Here is a 17,180-nt window from a genome sequence, read left to right as displayed (position 1 = left end):
AGCCTACAATTCAATCACGTTTACGGAGGGCGCCCTTGAAAGAGGGCGCCCTCCGTGGCAAGATGGGATTGTCCGAAGCTAAACAGCTTTGGGTCACCGTGGACGGGCAGGGGCCTCGACGCGGTTAGACACGAGACACATATATTACGCGACCTCGCCCTGGTGGCCGCACACGTTGGTTGCGGCCGACGCGGGCCGCGGGCAAGTGCTTGTAAGGGGAGCCTTGCCTCTCTTGTACGAGAAAGGACGCGTAATGAAAATCATTAAAGCTAAAGACTACGAGGATATGAGCCGCAAGGCCGCTAATATCATCTCGGCCCAGGTTATCCTCAAGCCCGATTGCGTGCTGGGTCTTGCCACCGGCTCCACCCCGATTGGCGCTTACAAGCAGCTCGCCGCTTGGTACGAGAAGGGCGACGTCGACTTCGCCGAGGTCAGCACTTATAACCTGGACGAGTATCGTGGTCTTTCGCACGACGATCCCCAGAGCTATCACTACTTTATGCGCGAGAACTTCTTCGATCACATCAATATCGATCTGAACAACACGCACGTGCCCGATGGCTCCAACCCCGATGCCGCTGCTGCCTGCTCCGAGTACGACAAGATCGTCGCTGCCGCCGGTTACCCGGATCTGCAGCTGCTCGGCATTGGTAATAACGGTCATATTGGCTTCAACGAGCCCGATGACCACTTCTCCAAGGGTACGCACTGCGTCGACCTGACCGAGAGCACCATTCAGGCTAACAGCCGCCTGTTCGACAGCATCGATGATGTGCCCCGTCAGGCTTACACCATGGGCACCCAGACCATCATGTATGCCCGCATGATCCTGGTTGTCGCCAACGGCGAGGCCAAGGCTCAGGCCGTGCACGATATGTGCTATGGTCCAGTTACGCCCAAGTGCCCGGCTTCGATCCTGCAACTGCACACCAACTGCGTCGTCGTTGCTGACGAGGCCGCTCTTTCGCTCTGCGAGTAACGCGACCAAGCGATCTTGCATAGCTTTCCAAAAGGCCCTCGCTTTGCGGGGGCCTTTTTAGTGGACATACGCCGTGGCGTATACATGACGGAAACCTTGCCGCGTGCTTGACTGAAGGGTTTTAAATTTTTGTGATTCATTCTATAGCAGATTCTATGCACATTTGCCACCATAGAGTCGCAGGCGGTAGCGAGGAGTAGGCGAGTTGCGCAACTCAAATAAAAATAGCCGACTGCGCTACACTGCAAATGGGATGGGACATGCTGGCAAGCGCATTGACCTGCGCAAAGACCTATTGGTCGGGGGATAAGTTACCATCGGGCCTCGCTGTACAAAAACTTGCCAAACACGTACCGGCAGACAATTAAAAACTCTAAGTCGCGCTATTCACGGGGCGGCTCATATGGTCCTGCAGCTACGGTGTCCATATGGTCGAGTTGAGGAGCAAGCATGGTAAACGATTTGGGCAATACGGACGACCTCGAGTTGATGCCGACGGGCGGCGGCTATATGGTGCGGCGCGATCGCTTGATGAACGAGCTCATCGTTAAAGGGCGCAAGGCGGGAATTGTTTTGCTCTACGCGCCCGATGGGTTTGGTAAGACGTCGGTGTTGCTGCAATACGTGCAGGAGGTTAAATCGGACCCCACGCGAGGGCCGGTTCGGATTATCGAGGCCGACCGCGCGATTGGACGCGAGCTCTTTATGCAGCTCGAGGTTGTCGCCGATGAGCTTAAGGACAAACCTCATTCGCTCGTTGCGATCGACAACGTGCCCAATCTCGAGCAGCACGAAACCGAGGACCTCATCGATCGAATCCGCAGCTTACGTGCTACGGGGACGGGGGTCTTTATTGCCTGCCGCCCCTCCAACCGATTGCTTATCCACGGGCTGGGCGATTCTGTAAAAGTCAATGCGCAGATGCTCAAGGTGCACGCCTATGAGTATTCGTCATGGGCCACGGCGTTCTCAATCAGCACATCGCTTGATTTCTATCGGCTCACACAGGGCGTACCCGAGCTGGTATCTGCCTTGCAGACGGGAATGTATGGACAGGGCGATGTTGCCGGGTTGCTCGAGAACGAAATCGTCAACGTGTACGGTGCGGCGCTGGCCGATCTCGCATCGCTCGAGAACAACCTGTTGTTTACCGTTGCCTGTTTGATGGTACTGATGGGCGAGGGCCGCATTGCGGAGCTAGAGGCGTGCGGCGTGAGGCTTTCGATGGTCGACCAGTCCATCTTTGTGCGCGATTATCCGATTTTTGGCGTGGATCCGTCTGATCGCACCTTTAGGTGTTTGGGCGCTAAGGACAACGCGCGCCTGAGGCTGCGAAAGCTTGTTGCCGAGATCCGTCCCGAACTTGTATCGCGGGCTGCTCGCATTTTGATCAAGGCGGGCCGATGCGATTTGGCTATGGACCTGGCCGACGCGTTCTTGGACCGCCATGTGGTATTGGAACTTGCCGGGCAGTATGGGGCCGATCTTGCCCTGACCGGGCACGGAGGGGACATTTGCCGTGCGGCGTCGGCGATGATCAATGCGGAAAAGCAGGAGCAAGAGCCGGCACCCGCCGAGGCACTCGGCGTGTATCTGGCGGCTGTCAGCGTGTGCAATACAAAGCTAGCAAGGTATATGGCGTCCGTTATCGAACGTGCGGGTGACCAGGCGGCGCACGAGATCGATCCCGCTACCTGGAAAATAGCCCAGGCGCTCACCATCGCCTTTTATGGCGACAATGATCTGGGGCTTCCCGCCAACCCTGTTGTGCAAGAACAGACATCCTGCGAGGTGCTCGACATGCTGTCCGCGCATATCGAGGTCAAGCGCCACCTAACCGAGCGAGCGGAAGACGGCAATGTTCTCGCGAAGCTCAAGGCGTGCAAAGCTTATGATTGCGAGCTCGACATCGCGGGGATTCTCATACAGGCCGACCATATGCTGGTGGAGCTGTTCGACGGCTCGTTTGCTAAACCCGACGAGCGCGATGACAAGATGGCGCAGATACTCGAGGCGCTCGATATCCGCGGGCTTAAGGCGCCATCCATTTGGCTGCGTATGGTGCTCGCGGCGCGGCGCCTGCTCGCGGGCTTGCCCGTGACCGACGATGTGGCGTTTGGCGAGCTCGACCGCTTTGCGGTGCGTGTTCGTGACAATCAAATTCAGCTGTTTGGGTTATTGCTGGAGGGTTGGCAATCGCTGGCGGAGGGGCGGCCGGTCAACGCGAAGTTTCGCGCGGTTCAGGTACTCAAGCTCGCCGACGAATCGATTGCGTACATGCGCGAAAACGCGTTGCTGCTGGAGCGCGTGGCGTACCTGCGCAATACGTCGCTGGTATCGGTTCGCGAAGAGGCGGAGCTGCTCGACATTAGCAAGACGCAGGTCGGTGGCTCAGAAGCCTGGATCGTGGCGCTGCACCTGGCCGCTGCGGGCCGCGATAGCGATCTTGCCGCCTGGATGTCTATGAATCGCTCGGGGATTTTAGACCCATCGTATCGGCTATTTGCGCGTCTTGCGATGCACTGTCTGGGCGAGCCTGCCGTCAGGATTCGCAAGAAGCTTCCGGTGCGTGAGCTGTCGCGGTATTCACTACGCGATGATTTTGAGGGCGAAAGCGAGCACCTGTTCCAGGCGGGCGAGGTTGAGGCTGTCGATACGATCGGCCATATTGAGATGCGCATGTTTGGCACATTTCGCGCCGAGCGCGACGGCTTTCCCATCACGGATAAGATGTGGCGTCGCAAAAAGGCGGCAACACTTGCCGAGCGGCTCGCGTTGGGCATGGATGCCATGGTCGACCGCGAGACAATCGCCATGGAGTTGTGGCCCCATGCCGAGTTTAGCGCCGCGCGCAACAATCTGTATTCGACGGTATCGCGCTTGCGCTCGGCTTTGGGTCCAACGCCGGATGGCAAGTCGTGCGTGCTCATCCAAAACGAGTGCATAGGGCTCAACGGCGACTACGTTAAGACCGATGTAAGGCTCTTTGACCAGCTGAGCCGCGAGATCCTGGGAAACCGTATGGGCGCGAGAGGCCCTCACCTGGTTGAGCTTTGTCTTAAGGTTGAGCAGCTCTACGCGGGGCCGCTGTATGTTCCCACCGGTTGCAATCCCACGTTTTTTACGCGCATGCGCCACATTATGCAATCCAAGTACATCGACTGCATGATTAGGGGAGCGAATGCCGCTCTCGAGGAAAATGACCTGCAATCGGCAATTTGGCTCGTTGAATCGGGGCTTCGCCAAGAGACTGCGCGCGAGGACATGGTTCGCTGTGCCATGCGCGTTTACGGTGCGGCGGGACGACGCCGCGATGTTGTCGAGCTATACAGCGGCCACATGCACCACCTGCGAGAGCAGGTTCAAGGCGTGCCCGAGCCCGAGACAAGGCGCCTGTATGAGCGCCTGGTCGAAGGCAGGCTCAGGCGCGTGCTTGTCGAGCGATAAAAAACGGGCGCCCGAATCACTCGGACGCCCGCAGGCTACTCGGTATGGCCAGTCGGTTTTAGACGAGCTTGATCTTCTCGATATCCTTGCGCGAGGACTCGCGATACAGCGAGAACTTGCGGCCGATAACCTGAACGACGTCGGCGTGGCAGCGCTCGGCGAGCTCCTCGGCGGCCTCGCGGGCAGAAAGGCTGGAGCCGTCCAGCACGGAGCACTTAACGAGCTCGTGCTTCTCCAGGTAGGCGACCGTCTGCTCGACGGTGCCCTCGTTGACATCGGACTTACCGATGATGATGGCGGGGTTGAGGTGATGGGCCATGCTGCGAAGCTGCTTGACCTGGGCTCCTGTCAGTGCCATGGGTTCTCGCTTTCTATGTATGGGGCGCCCCGCAATGGGGCCTTAATCTACGTGAGCTGTCCCACGATAGCGCAGGAACGGCGTGGTGTGGAGCGCGTTTACCCAGTTCGCAAAGAATGCGGATGCCGGGCGGGAAGACGATGCAAGCTTTAGATGGGCTACGGGCGGGGTACGGAGACCGGTTCCCAGGCGATAAACGCCCATCGGACTTTGCGGATGTGGTCGAGCATGTAACGTCCCTGCGGTACGCCCTTGGATCCCGGCTCGCCGGCATGGGGGTTCTCGATCATATGGTGGGCGATATAGTCGCGCAGGCGGTCAATCTTATCCTCGTTGCCATGCTCGAGCATGCGAGAAAAGTCCGCCACGCCCGCCTCAAGACTATCGAAGGTGTCGCGGCGGGGCGATTCAAAATACGTGACCTGCGGCAGTGCGCCCATCTGAATAAGGATGTTAAAGGCATATACAAATCCGTTGCTGCGGGTAACCGAGGCGCCGATGGCGTTCATCAGGTGCGGGTCATAGCGCGGGCTGGAGTTGGCGACCATCGTGACAGCACAACGCCGACGAGCCGTGCGGTCAAGCTTGACAAGTGCCCCCTTCAGGTCGTTCGTAGTAACCGAGCGACTCGCAAAGGCAACATCTACAGCCTTGGTAACCGGCCCAACCAGATCCCAATCGTCATCCCAAGCAAGCTCAAGCGGTGTAATAAGATCCTCGAGCCCGTAATACTCAATACCGGCATCAAGGGTGCCCAACATAGCGGGGGAGAAGTCGGCTGCAATCACAGGATGCCCAGCCTGAGCAAGCGGAATAGCAATCGACCCAGCCCCACACCCCATATCGAGCACCGACTCACCAGGCTCAAGCGCCAGCAGTTTTATAAAATCCCGAGCATACGGGGCAGTCTCCAATGGCCGAAAATGCCGAGCCCGCTTATCCCACTCAAAAGGATCATCAGCCCGATGCCGACCAGCTTGCAAGCGCATCCATTCGTCATTCCAATCCGCAGAAAGTAGCTCAGATTGAATTACACCATCAGCCACGGGCCATCCCCCTCACAACAAAAAAGCGGCCCCTCCCAAAAGAAGAGCCGCAACCAGCATATATCAGAAAAAGAACCGTTCCAATGCCAAACCGCCGTACCAGCCAAGTGGTGCAGGAGCGAAGCAACTGCAACCGGGACAGAACCCAACTGAGGTCCCGTTGTGCGGGAGCCCCGGGGAGGGCAAATATATAAGGTCGATCGCGAGTTCCGCACGAGCCGGAGAGCACTTAATGTGCTCTCCGTGCGAGTCAGGACTGTCCGAGCAGGCGACCTTATATATTTGCCCTCCCCGGGGCTCCTCGCCAGTCCCCCTCAGCTAGTTCTTGAGCGAGTTCAGCGGCGCCGGGAAGCGTCCGCCACGGTGGGCGAGCACGGTGCCGGCGTTGGGGTTCACCGGCATGATGGGCGCACGGCCGAACAGACCGCCGTACTCAACGCAGTCGCCCACGCCCTTGCCGATAGCGGGAATCACGCGGACGGCCGTGGTCTTGTTGTTGATGACGCCGATGGCCATCTCATCGGCGATGATGCCGGCGATGGTCTCGACCGGGGTGTCGCCGGGGATGGCGATCATGTCCAGGCCAACGGAGCACACGCAGGTCATGGCCTCGAGCTTCTCGAGCGAAAGCGCGCCGGCTTCGACGGCGGCGATCATGCCGGCGTCCTCTGACACGGGGATAAAAGCACCCGAGAGACCGCCCACGCTGGAGCTGGCCATGACGCCGCCCTTCTTGACGGCATCGTTGAGCATGGCGAGCGCGCAGGTCGTGCCGGGACCACCGCAGGTGCCCACGCCGATGATCTCGAGGATGCGAGCGACGGAGTCGCCGATGGCGGGCGTGGGAGCCAGCGACAGGTCGACAATGCCCTTCTCGACACCCAGGCGATGGGCGGCCTCGCGGCTCATGAGCTCGCCGGCACGGGTGATCTTAAAGGCGGTCTGCTTAATCTTCTCGGCGACTTCCATCATCGATGCAGAGTCGGGCAGCGTCTCCAGGGCTGCGGCCATAACGCCGGGGCCCGAGACGCCTACGTTGATGACGGCGTCGGCCTCGCCACCGCCGTGGACGGCGCCCGCCATAAACGGGGAGTCCTCGACCATGTTGGCAAAGCAGACAAACTTGGAAGCGCCGACGGAATCCTGGTCGGCCGTGAGTTTAGCGGCATCGATGATGGTCTGGGCGGCCATAAGCACGGCGTCCATATTGATGCCGGCGCGCAGGCTGGCGACGTTGACGCTGGAGCAGACGCGGCTCGTGGTGGCGAGCGCCTGGGGGATGGACTGGATGACGCGGCGGTCGGCGTCGCCGATGCCCTTCTGGACGAGTGCGGAGAAGCCGCCCAGGTAATCGATGCCGAGCGTCTCGGCCGCGCGGTCGAGGGCATGCGCGATGGGGGTGAGGTCCTCATCCTTGCAGCACGCGGCGATCTGCGCCACCGGGGTGACGGAAACGCGCTTGTTGACGATGGGGATACCGTACTCGCGCTCGAGGTTCTCGGCGGTCTCGACCAGATGCTCAGCCGTGTGCGTCACGTGGTCGTAGATCTTCGTGCACATGCGGTCGAGGTTCTCGTCACCGCAACCCATGAGCGAAACACCCATGGTGATGGTCCTGATGTCGAGGTTCTGTTCCTCAACCATGCCGCGGGTTTCCGCGATTTCTGCGGGCGTGATCGCCATCCTTGCGCTCCTATCTGCCAAAACGAGCATAGTCTTATCTATTCTAACGTGCCGCCCGTGCCAAGTGGCGCGTGCGGCACGTTTTGGTGCTCGGTTGTTTCCGTTGTGTTACTTCCCAAAGACCTCTTCGGCGATACGAGCGCTCTCGGCGGCGTCCTTGGCGTAGTAGTCCGCACCGATCTGCTTGGCGTATTCGGGGGTGAGTACGGCGCCGCCCACGATGATCTTGACGCCCGGAACCTCGGCATGGAGCAACTTGATGGTCTCTTCCATGGCGACGACGGTGGTAGTCATAAGCGCCGAGAGGCCAACGAGCTTGATGTCGCGCTCCTGTACAGTCTTGAGCACCTCTTGCGGGTCGACGTCGCGGCCTAGGTCAAAGACGGTATAGCCGTAGTTATCGAGCAGCATCTTGACGATGTTCTTACCGATGTCGTGGATGTCGCCCTTGACGGTGGCCACGCAGATTTTGCCCTTGTCGGCAATCTCGCCGGCGGGCATCAGGCGCTTGATGGTGTCGAAGCCCACGCGCGCGGCCTCGGCCGAGGCCATGAGCTGCGGCAAGAAGAACTTACCCTGGTCAAAGAGGACGCCAACCTCGTCGAGGGCGGGGATAAAGTGATTGTTGATGAGGTCCATGGCGTCGTGGTCTGCCAGCAGGCGCTCGGTCTCGGCAGCGATCTCGCCTTTGCGGCCCGAGACGACCATGCGACGAATCGGGTCGTCGTTGCCGTCGGTGCCGGCGGTGCCAGCAGCGGGCACGGTGTCGGTCGATGCGGCCTGAGCTGCTGCCGGGTTTGCGGCAATCTTGTACGGATCGGTCCAGCCGGCGTAGCGCTCGATGTATCCGGTCGAGCCCTCGTCCTCAACGCTCAGGACGCGATAGCTGTAGACGGTATCCATAAAGCGCTTGGAGCCCGGGTTCATGATGGGGGCGTCCAGGCCCGCGCCAAAAGCGGCAGCCAAAAAGACTGAGCCCAGCAGCGGGCGGGCAGGCAGGCCAAAGCTGATGTTCGATACGCCGAGCGCGCATTTGACGCCCAGACGCTCCTTGCACAGGGACATGGCGCGTAGGATCTGCTCGGCCTGGCGTTGATTGGTCGAGGCGGTCATGACCAGGCAGTCGATGAGGATACGGTCCGGGCCGATGCCGTAGCGGGCGGCCTCGGCCACGATGCGTTCGGCGATGGCAAAGCGGGCCTCGGCGGTATCGGGGATGCCGCCTTCGTCGAGCGTAAGGCCGACAACGTTGGTGCCGTAGTGGGCGACCAGCGGAAAGATCTCATCCATGATCTTTTGCTTGCCATTGACCGAGTTGATGATGGGCTTGCCAGCGTAGCGGCGCACGGCGGCCTCGACGGCTGCGGGGTCGGTGGAGTCAATCTGCAACGGCAACAGCGTGGAGCCCTGGAGCTGTTCGGTCGCCTGTTGGATGATCTTGACCTCGTCGATCTCGGGCAGGCCCACGTTGACGTCCAGGATGTCGGCGCCCTGTTCCTGCTGGCTGATGCCCTGGCTCACGACGTAGTCCAGGTCGCCGTCGCGCAGGGCCTGCTGCAGGCGCTTTTTGCCGGTGGGGTTGATGCGCTCGCCGATGACGGCAATCTTATGGCCGTCGCAGGGAAGGTCCACGACCGTCTGGGCGCTCGTGACCGACATACTGGGCTTGCGATGGCGTGGGCTGGGCGTGTGGTTGTCAATAAGCGTGCGTAGGGCCGCCATGTGCGCCGGCGTGGTGCCGCAGCAGCCGCCCACGACGCTTACGCCGTCCTCAATCATACCGGCGACGGCCACGGCGTACTCGGGCGCCTGGATATCAAAGACGGTGTTGCCGTCGTCGTCCACGTGGGGCAGTCCTGCGTTGGCCTGCACCATAACGGGCTTGTCCGTAACGGTGAGCATGCGAGCGGCGAGTCCTCGGAGCTCGGCCGGTCCCTGGCTGCAGTTGATGCCCAAAACGTCGGCGCCGATGGCATCGAGCGTGATGGCGGCAACCTCGGGACTCGTGCCCAGGAAGGTGCGACCGTCTTCCTCAAAGGTCATGGTGGCAAAGACGGGCAGATCGGAGTTCTCGCGGCAGGCGAGGACGGCCGCCTTGATCTCGGCCAGGTCGGTCATGGTTTCGATAATAAAGAGGTCCACGCCCGCATTGACGCCGGCGCGCACTTCCTCGGCAAAGAGGTCATAGGCCTCGTCGAAGCTGAGGGTGCCCAGGGGGCGAAGCAGCGCACCGATGGGGCCGATGTCGCCGGCGACGTAATGGGCACCGGCCGCGCGGGCACAGGCGGCAGCGGCGGCAAAGACATCTGCCACGGTAGCGGCGCCATCGAGCTTGTGGGCGTTGGCGCCAAAGGTGTTGGCGGTGATCACGTCGCAGCCGGCCTCGACGTACTGTCGCTGAATGTCGGTAATGACCTGGGGCTCCTCAAAGTTGAGCAGCTCGGGCAGAGCGCCGGCCTTCATGCCGGCCGCCTGCAGCATGGTGCCCATGCCGCCGTCGAACAGCAGGTGTCCCGTGCCCTCGATGGCGGCGCGCAGGCGATCGTCCTTAACGCGAAGGTCGTCGATCGTGCGCGTCTTGTATGCAGCGCCATTGCGGCGTGCGGCATCAACGGGCGCCGCCAGCGCGGCGCCGTCCAGATCGTGAGTGATAAGCGGAGTAAACATCGATGAGCTCCTAATGGCTGGAATAGCAGGTGGTGTGGGCGGCGCGGAAGCGACAGTGCTCGCGCATGCGGCAGATATTGCAGGTGGGGCGGCTCTGGGCGTCGTGGACCTCGCCGTCGAACAGACCGATCACCGCGGTCACGCTCTTGGTGGGCATGAGCAGGCTGGTGGGTGTGACGGTAAGCCCGATGAGTCGCGTGGCGTTGAGTGCAGCCACGATTGAGCGCTGGGCCGTAAGCGGACAGTCGCCGTAGCCGGGACTGAAGCGCCAGTTACCGGCGAGTCCGTGTGCGGCGGCCGCAGCCTTGACCTGCTGGTCCATCTGCTCGACGGCGGCTTCTACATAGGCGGAGCATGCGGCGTCGAGCACGGCTCCCTCCAGGGGCTGCTGGGCTCCTGTGGTGCGCAGACGACGCTCTGCGTCCATGCCGAGTGTGCATGCCATGAGCGCGGCAAAGCGGGCGTCTTTGAGATGGCGATAGATATCGCGACCACGCAGCTCAACGTTGGTGCCGACCAAGCGAATGCAAGGCTCTCCCTGCTCGTCCACGCCCATGGCATCGATGGCAAATGCGCGGCGCACGCCACGGGGCTCAATGTCCAGTTCCAGACGCTCAACGACAAGCTCAATACGCTGCGACAGCTCGGGCTCAATCTGCTGACCGCCGTAGCCCAGATAGCGCAACATTTCGGCACGGTCGACGCGGGGATGGTGGGCATCATCGATACGGTAGAGCGCCGGCGACGCAAGGTCAGCCGGCACTTCGACAGCGGTTGTATCGATGTGCGGTTTTTCCATTACCCCAGGCGCTCCATAATGGTCGCGGCGATTGCAGGACGATTCATAGTGTACAGGTGCAGACCGTCGGCGCCGTGCTCCTTGAGGTCGCAAAGCTGACGGGCGGCATAATCTACACCGGCTGCCTGCAGGCTCTCGGGGTCGTTCTCGTACTTGGCGAGAATCTTGATGACGGGGGAGGGCAGTGACGCGCCGCACATAAAGACCATGCGGCTGATCTGCGACTTGCCCATAAACGGCATGATACCTGCGGTAATGGGCACGGTGATGCCGGCCTTGTCGGCAAGCTCGCGAAAACGATAGAAGCACTCGTTATCAAAGAAGAGCTGCGTCACAAAGAAGCTCGCGCCGGCGTCCTGTTTTTGCTTGAGGTGTTCGACCGAGAGGTTGAGATCCTCGCAGGCAATGTGGCCCTCGGGGTAGGCTGCGGCACCCACGCAAAAGCCGGCGTCGACGAGCTCGGGGATGAGGTCGCGGGCGTAGGCGTAGTCGGAGGCGGGCTTGTCGTCCTCGGTCGCGCCGGCAGGGAGATCGCCACGCAGGGCCAGGATGTTTTCCACGCCGGCGGTGCGGTACTCATCGATCTTGGCGGCGATATCGGCGTGGGTACGGCCCACACAGGTGAGGTGCGCCACCGAGGGCGTATCGAATTCGCTCGTAATCATATGCGCGATGGGGGCGGTGGTGGCGCCGTTGCCCGAGCCGCCAGCCGAGCAGGTGACCGAGACAAAGCTCGGCGAAAGCTTGCACAGATTGCCTGCCACTTCGTGAGCCGTGTCGAGGGTAAGCTCGCCCTTGGGCGGGAACATCTCAAACGAAACGGGTGCAGTGCCCTGGGATGCTGCCTGCTTAAAAACCTCGTCGACGCGCATATCGTGCTCCTCTAGATACGTAATAGTGTGATGTGTTGTAAGGATTCTACAGCACCACTGTGCCACGGTGGAGTTTCACTCACTATTTGGGGGATACCAATCAAAGATGCCTTGCTATCGGCATTTCCTATAGCAGAGCGGCTCATTTTGACACGGGCTATAAAGACTGGTATCTGATGCGAAATACCAGTTAATTGAGCCCCATCCCAAATTGACTACCCTTAAACCATGGGGAGAGGTCTGCAATTTATACAGTTGATTGGCTGTTGAGGGCGGCAACGCCGCCGCGATGCGGTAACCTCATTGATTGGTTTCGTGACAGCAACATAACGGTAATGTTGCGGAAACACGACGAGCCTAATCTATGGCTCGTTCGTTAGTAATCAACACCGCTTCTCACGCGGTGCCGATACGAAGGGAGTTCCGTATGGCCGAACTTACTGACCGCTTCGGGACCATGGTGTTCTCTGAGGAAGTCATGAAGGACTACCTCCCCAAGGACATTTGGAAGCGCCTTGCTGCAACCCTCGAGGACGGTGAACCCCTCGACCTGGATGTGGCCAACGCCGTCGCTCACGCCATGAAGGTATGGGCCATCTCCAAGGGCGCCACGCACTACGCGCACTGGTTCCAGCCGCTTTCGGGCATCACTTCCGAGAAGCACGACAGCTTCCTCGAGCCTAACCACGACGGCACCGCCATCACCAAGTTTACGGGCAAGAACCTCATCCAGGGCGAGCCGGACGCCTCCAGCTTCCCCAACGGCGGCCTTCGCGCCACCTTCGAGGCCCGTGGCTACACCGCCTGGGATCCCACTAGCCCTGCCTTTATCAAGGACGATGTCCTGTGCATCCCCACGGCTTTCTGCTCCTACACGGGTGAGGCCCTGGACAAGAAGACCCCGCTGCTGCGCTCCATGACCGCGCTCTCGCGTGAGTCCAAGCGCGTTTTGGCGCTGTTCGGCAAGACGCCAAAGAAGGTCGTTCCTTCCGTGGGCGACGAGCAGGAGTACTTCCTGATCAAGAAGGACGCCTACCGCAAGCGCAAGGACCTGGTCATCACCGGCCGCACGCTCTTTGGCGCCGCTCCCTGCAAGGGCCAGGAGCTCGAGGAACACTACTTTGGCGCAATCCGTCCCACCGTCTCGGCCTATATGAAGGATCTGGACGACGAGCTGTGGGCGCTCGGCATTCCCGCCAAGACCAAGCACAACGAGGTTGCTCCCTGCCAGCATGAGCTCGCACCGGTCTATGGCGAGGTCAACGAGGCCATCGACCAGAATCTGGTCATGATGGAGAAGATGAAGCTCATCGCCTCCCGCCACGACTTGGTCTGCCTGCTGCACGAGAAGCCCTTCGAGGGCATCAACGGTTCGGGCAAGCACAACAACTGGTCGCTCGGCACCGAGTCCGAGAATCTGCTCGATCCGGGTGACACCCCGCTCGACAACCTGCAGTTCATCGTCTTCCTCACCGCGGTGATCGAGGCCGTCGATAACTATCAGGAGCTCCTGCGTGCCTCTGTTGCCTCGGCCGGCAATGACCATCGTCTGGGCGCCAACGAGGCTCCTCCGGCGATTATGTCCATCTTCCTGGGTGACCAGCTTACCGAGGTTGTCGAGAAGATCATCGATGGCAAGGCTTCCGTCCGTGCCACGCGCGGCGTGCTCGACCTGGGCGCCGATACCCTGCCCAAGCTGATGCAGGACAACACCGATCGCAACCGCACCTCCCCGTTTGCCTTCACCGGCAACAAGTTCGAGTTCCGTGCCTGCGGCTCCGAGCAGAACGTCTCCGACTCCAACCTGGTGCTCGATGCCGCCGTGGCCAAGTCGCTCAAGTCCTTCGCCGACGCGCTTGAGGGCACGCCCGAGGATAAGTTCCAGGACGCCGCGCTCGAGTACTGCAAGAAGGTCCTGACCGATCACCAGCGCATCCTGTTCTCTGGCGACGGCTACTCCGATGAGTGGCCCGTTGAGGCCGAGAAGCGCGGCCTTGCCAACAACAAGACCACGGCCGATGCCCTGCCCGCCTTTGTTTCCGATAAGGCCATTGCGCTCTTTGAGGAGACGGGTGTCCTGACCAAGGCCGAGGCTCAGTGCCGCTACGACTGCAAGCTCGAGAAGTACAACAAGCTCATGAACATCGAGGCCACCACGATGGTTCGCGAGGCACGCCGTACCTATCGCCCGGTCATTACCGCCTATGCCACCAAGGTCGCTAAGGGCCTTGAGGCTATCCGTGCCGCCGGCGCCGAGGCCGCCATGCAGTGTGAGCAGAACACGCTCAATAAGCTCTGCAACGGCATCACTACCATCAACGACTCCATCAAGGCGCTCGACGCCGTGCATCAGAAGGCCGAGGCCCTCGATGGCCAGGAGCAGGCCAACGTGTACGCGCACGAGGTCGTTCCCGCTATGGATGCGCTGCGTGCCGCCGTGGACGCTATGGAGGAGATCGTGGCCGCCGACTACTGGCCGGTCCCGACCTACGACGACATCCTGTTCTACGTGTAACAGACACGTTTGATTTTGCGCGCGAAGGGGGTCTCGCCTGTGCGAGGCCCCCTTTTTGCTGCTCAGATCTATTATGGACGTGCTGCCGGGCAAGCGTTTCGTGCGAGGCATCTCAAAAGATGTAACCTGTTTTGGCGCACATTTGGCGCACATGTGCCGAAACGAAAACAGGCCAAGATGAAAAACGAACCCGCGCGACTTAACATCGCGCGGGTTCGAACAAAATGCAAATGGTGCCCCCAGCGGGATTCGAACCCGCGATATCCACCTTGAAAGGGTGGCGTCCTTGGCCGCTAGACGATGGGGACAGCGGGAAAGAGTATAGCAGACTTTTTTGCCGGCGCGTATATCGTTGGCAAACTGGAAAACCACCACATAGGAGCTGGCTCTCTATTCCGATTTTCAAACATCTCAATCTGTAACATCTGGGCTGATAAATCGGCTCTATGTGTTACAGATCGAGACAAAAGGCAGGCGTCGGGACGAACATCTCATTCTGTAACAGTAAGACGACTTTTAACGGTCTAGATGTTACAGATTGAGACAAACCGCTGGGACGGGTCAAAACCACCACAAAGGTGCCTGTCCCCTTTGTGGTGGTGGAGTGCTAGGGGAGGAGCTTCATCGCGGCGTCGTGGGCGGCGTGCTCGTAGGTGTCGTCGAGGGGTTTGAGCGGCAGCAGGGCGGCGGCCTGTGCGTCGCCACGGCGCTCGAGGGCGTGGGCGATGAGCCAGTCGGCGAGCTCGGGGTTCTTGGGCAGTGCCGGTCCGTGTAGGTACGTGCCGATGACACCCTTGTAGATGAGACCCTCAAAGCCATCGTCGCCGTTGTTGCCGGTGCCCGTGACGACGGACGTTCCAAGCGGCGTGGCATCGGCGTCCAAAAGCGTGCGGCCGCCGTGGTTCTCGAAGCCAACAAAGGGCTCGGGCGCCAGGTCGGTCTTGACGGCGACGTTGCCGATCAGGCGGTCGGAGCCGCGCACAGTCTCGGCGGCAATGACGCCCAGGCCCTCGATGCGATTTTCGCCCATATAGTACGAACGGCCGAGCAGCTGATAGCTGCCGCAGATGGCGAGCAGCGAACCGCCGTCCTCAACATAGGCTTCGACCTTGTCTTTTTGGGCGAGCAGCTCGTGTGCCACGGCTAGCTGGTCGCGATCGGATCCGCCGCCCATCATGACGATATCGGCATCATGCAGATCGAGCACCTCGCCCATGCGGACCTCATCCACGCGAACGGGGATGCCGCGCCAGGCGCAGCGGCGCTCGAGGGCGATGACGTTGCCGCCGTCGCCATAGAGGTTGAGGGCATCGGGATACAGGTAGACGATGCGCAGCGGATGCGAGAGCTCGACTGGCGCGACGCCAACGAGGACGGCACTGCCATTGGTGCACTTTGCAGCGTGGGCGGCAACCGTAGCCGCATCGGTGTCTTTAAGTCCGTCGAGCTCCTTGACCAGCGGTGGAAAGGCCGTGTAGTTGGCGACGGCGTAGAAAGTGTCGCCGGCAGCCTCGTCTGCCACGGCACCAATCGCCTGCTCGACGCTCGAGATGATCGTGGCATCGATGCCGGCGTACTTGAGGCGCACCTGCATATCGTGCGCGCGTGTGCCGCCGGCAAAGGCGACAAGCCCCGTTGTGTCGGCGATGCGCTCAAAGTCGACGTCGTAGATCCACGATACATCGTGGCCGTCGGCATCGTTGTCGTTGAGGAAGAAAGCGCAGAGTCTGCCGCCGGCCGTCTTGATGGACTGGATTTGTCGATCGAAGCCTACGGGATTCTTGGCCAGGTTGGCCTCGACGGTGCGGCCGGCGATATCCCAGCGCCCCATACGACCACCGGCGGGCACATAGGCATCGAGCGTAGGCTGCAGAAGCGCCGCGTCCACGCCCAATTCGTGCGCGGTAAAGAAGGCGGCGGCAACGTTATAGACCATGTACAGGCCGTTGTAGCGCGTGGCGATGTGTACGGCAGCCGCGTCGGGCGCAGATCCAAAGACCAGGTCAAAGCCGTAGCCGTCGCAGCCGAGCTCCACGCCCGTCACGCGACGGACAAGCCCAGGGCGGGCCCAGCCGCACGAGGGGCAATGATAGGCGCCAAGTTGCCCGTACTGCACATAGTCGTACTCCAACGGTGCGTTGCACTGTGAGCAAAAACGTGAGTCGCTAATGCGGTCGGACTCGGTGTTGGTGGCGCCGTCGATGCCAAAGGCGATGCTTGCATTGGGAACGCGCGCGGCGATCGCGGCACACAGCGGGTCGTCGGCGTTGTAGATGAGCGTTGTTGCCGGAGAGAGCTCCAACGCATGGGCGATGACGTCTTGGGTATGGTCGATCTCGCCGTAGCGGTCTAGCTGGTCGCGGAACAGGTTGAGCAGCACAAAGTACGTCGGCTTGAGCTTGGGCAGAACGCGTACGGTGTAAAGCTCATCGCACTCAAAAACGCCCACGCGCTTGCCGCTGGCAGTGTGCTTAAGGCCGCCGCGGGCCTCGAGCAGCGCGCCCACCACGCCCGGCTCCATGTTGTTGCCGGCGCGGTTGCATACCACGGTAGCACCGCTGGCAGCAACGGCGTCGGCGATCAGGTTCGAAGTGGTGGTCTTGCCGTTGGTGCCGGTGATCACTACGCTGCGGTCGACAAGGCCCGCGAGGTCGCTCAGCAACTCGGGGTCGATCTTCATGGCGATGCGGCCGGGGAGTACGCCGCCCTGGCGCTTAAGGACGGAGCGCAGTCCCCAGCGAGCGATATCGCTCGAGGTGCAGGCAAGAGATGAGCGGAGGTTCATGAAACCGTTCCTAACGTAAACGACAT

At 60.9% G+C, this 17,180-nt stretch carries 10 protein-coding genes and 1 tRNA gene; 3 read left to right on the top strand and 8 right to left on the bottom strand.

All coding sequences use genetic code 11. The features are described 5' to 3' along the window. Window positions 1-253 precede the first annotated feature (253 nt). Window positions 254-982, top strand: coding sequence for a glucosamine-6-phosphate deaminase (nagB, locus tag DWY03_RS04065; RefSeq protein ID WP_117839976.1), 729 nt, complete (start codon window positions 254-256; stop codon window positions 980-982). A gap of 450 nt (window positions 983-1,432) precedes the next feature. After that, window positions 1,433-4,429 (top strand): BTAD domain-containing putative transcriptional regulator, encoded by a 2,997-nt coding sequence (locus DWY03_RS04060; protein ID WP_117839975.1) that lies wholly within the window; start codon window positions 1,433-1,435, stop codon window positions 4,427-4,429. A gap of 58 nt (window positions 4,430-4,487) precedes the next feature. On the opposite strand, the gene DWY03_RS04055 is transcribed toward DWY03_RS04060, so the two are convergent. The 6 genes from DWY03_RS04055 to DWY03_RS04030 all read right to left on the bottom strand — a co-directional run bounded on the left by DWY03_RS04055 (window position 4,488) and on the right by DWY03_RS04030 (window position 11,854). Continuing rightward, window positions 4,488-4,787, bottom strand: a complete 300-nt coding sequence (locus DWY03_RS04055) for a YhbY family RNA-binding protein (protein ID WP_117839974.1) — start codon at window positions 4,785-4,787, stop codon at window positions 4,488-4,490. 158 nt (window positions 4,788-4,945) lie between these two features. After that, a complete protein-coding gene (locus DWY03_RS04050; protein ID WP_117839995.1) occupies window positions 4,946-5,776 on the bottom strand; it encodes a methyltransferase domain-containing protein in 831 nt (276 codons plus the stop codon). Between the two features lie 375 nt (window positions 5,777-6,151). Then, complete coding sequence (locus DWY03_RS04045) at window positions 6,152-7,516, bottom strand: PFL family protein (RefSeq protein ID WP_035136908.1); 1,365 nt, start codon at window positions 7,514-7,516, stop codon at window positions 6,152-6,154. A 108-nt stretch (window positions 7,517-7,624) separates the two neighbouring features. Then, window positions 7,625-10,183 (bottom strand): homocysteine S-methyltransferase family protein, encoded by a 2,559-nt coding sequence (locus tag DWY03_RS04040; protein ID WP_197032785.1) that lies wholly within the window; start codon window positions 10,181-10,183, stop codon window positions 7,625-7,627. A 10-nt stretch (window positions 10,184-10,193) separates the two neighbouring features. Continuing rightward, the gene (locus DWY03_RS04035; protein WP_117821008.1) at window positions 10,194-10,982 is read right to left on the bottom strand and encodes a hypothetical protein; all 789 of its coding nucleotides are present in this window, start codon (window positions 10,980-10,982) and stop codon (window positions 10,194-10,196) included. After that, the gene (locus DWY03_RS04030; RefSeq protein WP_117821007.1) at window positions 10,982-11,854 is read right to left on the bottom strand and encodes a methylenetetrahydrofolate reductase; all 873 of its coding nucleotides are present in this window, start codon (window positions 11,852-11,854) and stop codon (window positions 10,982-10,984) included. The genes DWY03_RS04035 and DWY03_RS04030 overlap by 1 nt, the downstream gene beginning before the upstream one ends. A 427-nt stretch (window positions 11,855-12,281) precedes the next feature. Between DWY03_RS04030 and DWY03_RS04025 the strand changes: the two genes are divergently transcribed. Next, window positions 12,282-14,369, top strand: a complete 2,088-nt coding sequence (locus DWY03_RS04025; protein WP_117821006.1) for a glutamine synthetase III — start codon at window positions 12,282-12,284, stop codon at window positions 14,367-14,369. Window positions 14,370-14,600: 231 nt separating this feature from the next. On the opposite strand, the gene DWY03_RS04020 is transcribed toward DWY03_RS04025, so the two are convergent. Further along, a tRNA-Glu gene (locus tag DWY03_RS04020) sits at window positions 14,601-14,677 on the bottom strand. Between the two features lie 299 nt (window positions 14,678-14,976). After that, window positions 14,977-17,154, bottom strand: a complete 2,178-nt coding sequence (locus DWY03_RS10205) for a MurT ligase domain-containing protein (protein ID WP_231500770.1) — start codon at window positions 17,152-17,154, stop codon at window positions 14,977-14,979. Window positions 17,155-17,180 lie beyond the last annotated feature (26 nt).

This window comes from Collinsella sp. AF23-2 (assembly GCF_003459245.1).
GTDB lineage: Bacteria > Actinomycetota > Coriobacteriia > Coriobacteriales > Coriobacteriaceae > Collinsella.
The sequence above is the reverse complement of the archived record's forward strand: the minus strand, read 5'-3'. Positions and strand labels throughout refer to the sequence as shown.

Excerpts from the sequence above, each read along its gene's own strand:
- nagB (WP_117839976.1), top strand. The coding sequence starts at position 254 with ATGAAAATCATTAAAGCTAAAGACTACGAGGATATGAGCCGCAAGGCC.
- DWY03_RS04045 (WP_035136908.1), bottom strand. The coding sequence starts at position 7,516 with ATGGCGATCACGCCCGCAGAAATCGCGGAAACCCGCGGCATGGTTGAG.
- DWY03_RS04040 (WP_197032785.1), bottom strand. The coding sequence starts at position 10,183 with ATGTTTACTCCGCTTATCACTCACGATCTGGACGGCGCCGCGCTGGCG.
- DWY03_RS04050 (WP_117839995.1), bottom strand. The coding sequence starts at position 5,776 with ATGCGCTTGCAAGCTGGTCGGCATCGGGCTGATGATCCTTTTGAGTGG.
- DWY03_RS04025 (WP_117821006.1), top strand. The coding sequence starts at position 12,282 with ATGGCCGAACTTACTGACCGCTTCGGGACCATGGTGTTCTCTGAGGAA.
- DWY03_RS04055 (WP_117839974.1), bottom strand. The coding sequence starts at position 4,787 with ATGGCACTGACAGGAGCCCAGGTCAAGCAGCTTCGCAGCATGGCCCAT.
- DWY03_RS04060 (WP_117839975.1), top strand. The coding sequence starts at position 1,433 with ATGGTAAACGATTTGGGCAATACGGACGACCTCGAGTTGATGCCGACG.
- DWY03_RS10205 (WP_231500770.1), bottom strand. The coding sequence starts at position 17,154 with ATGAACCTCCGCTCATCTCTTGCCTGCACCTCGAGCGATATCGCTCGC.
- DWY03_RS04030 (WP_117821007.1), bottom strand. The coding sequence starts at position 11,854 with ATGCGCGTCGACGAGGTTTTTAAGCAGGCAGCATCCCAGGGCACTGCA.
- DWY03_RS04035 (WP_117821008.1), bottom strand. The coding sequence starts at position 10,982 with ATGGAAAAACCGCACATCGATACAACCGCTGTCGAAGTGCCGGCTGAC.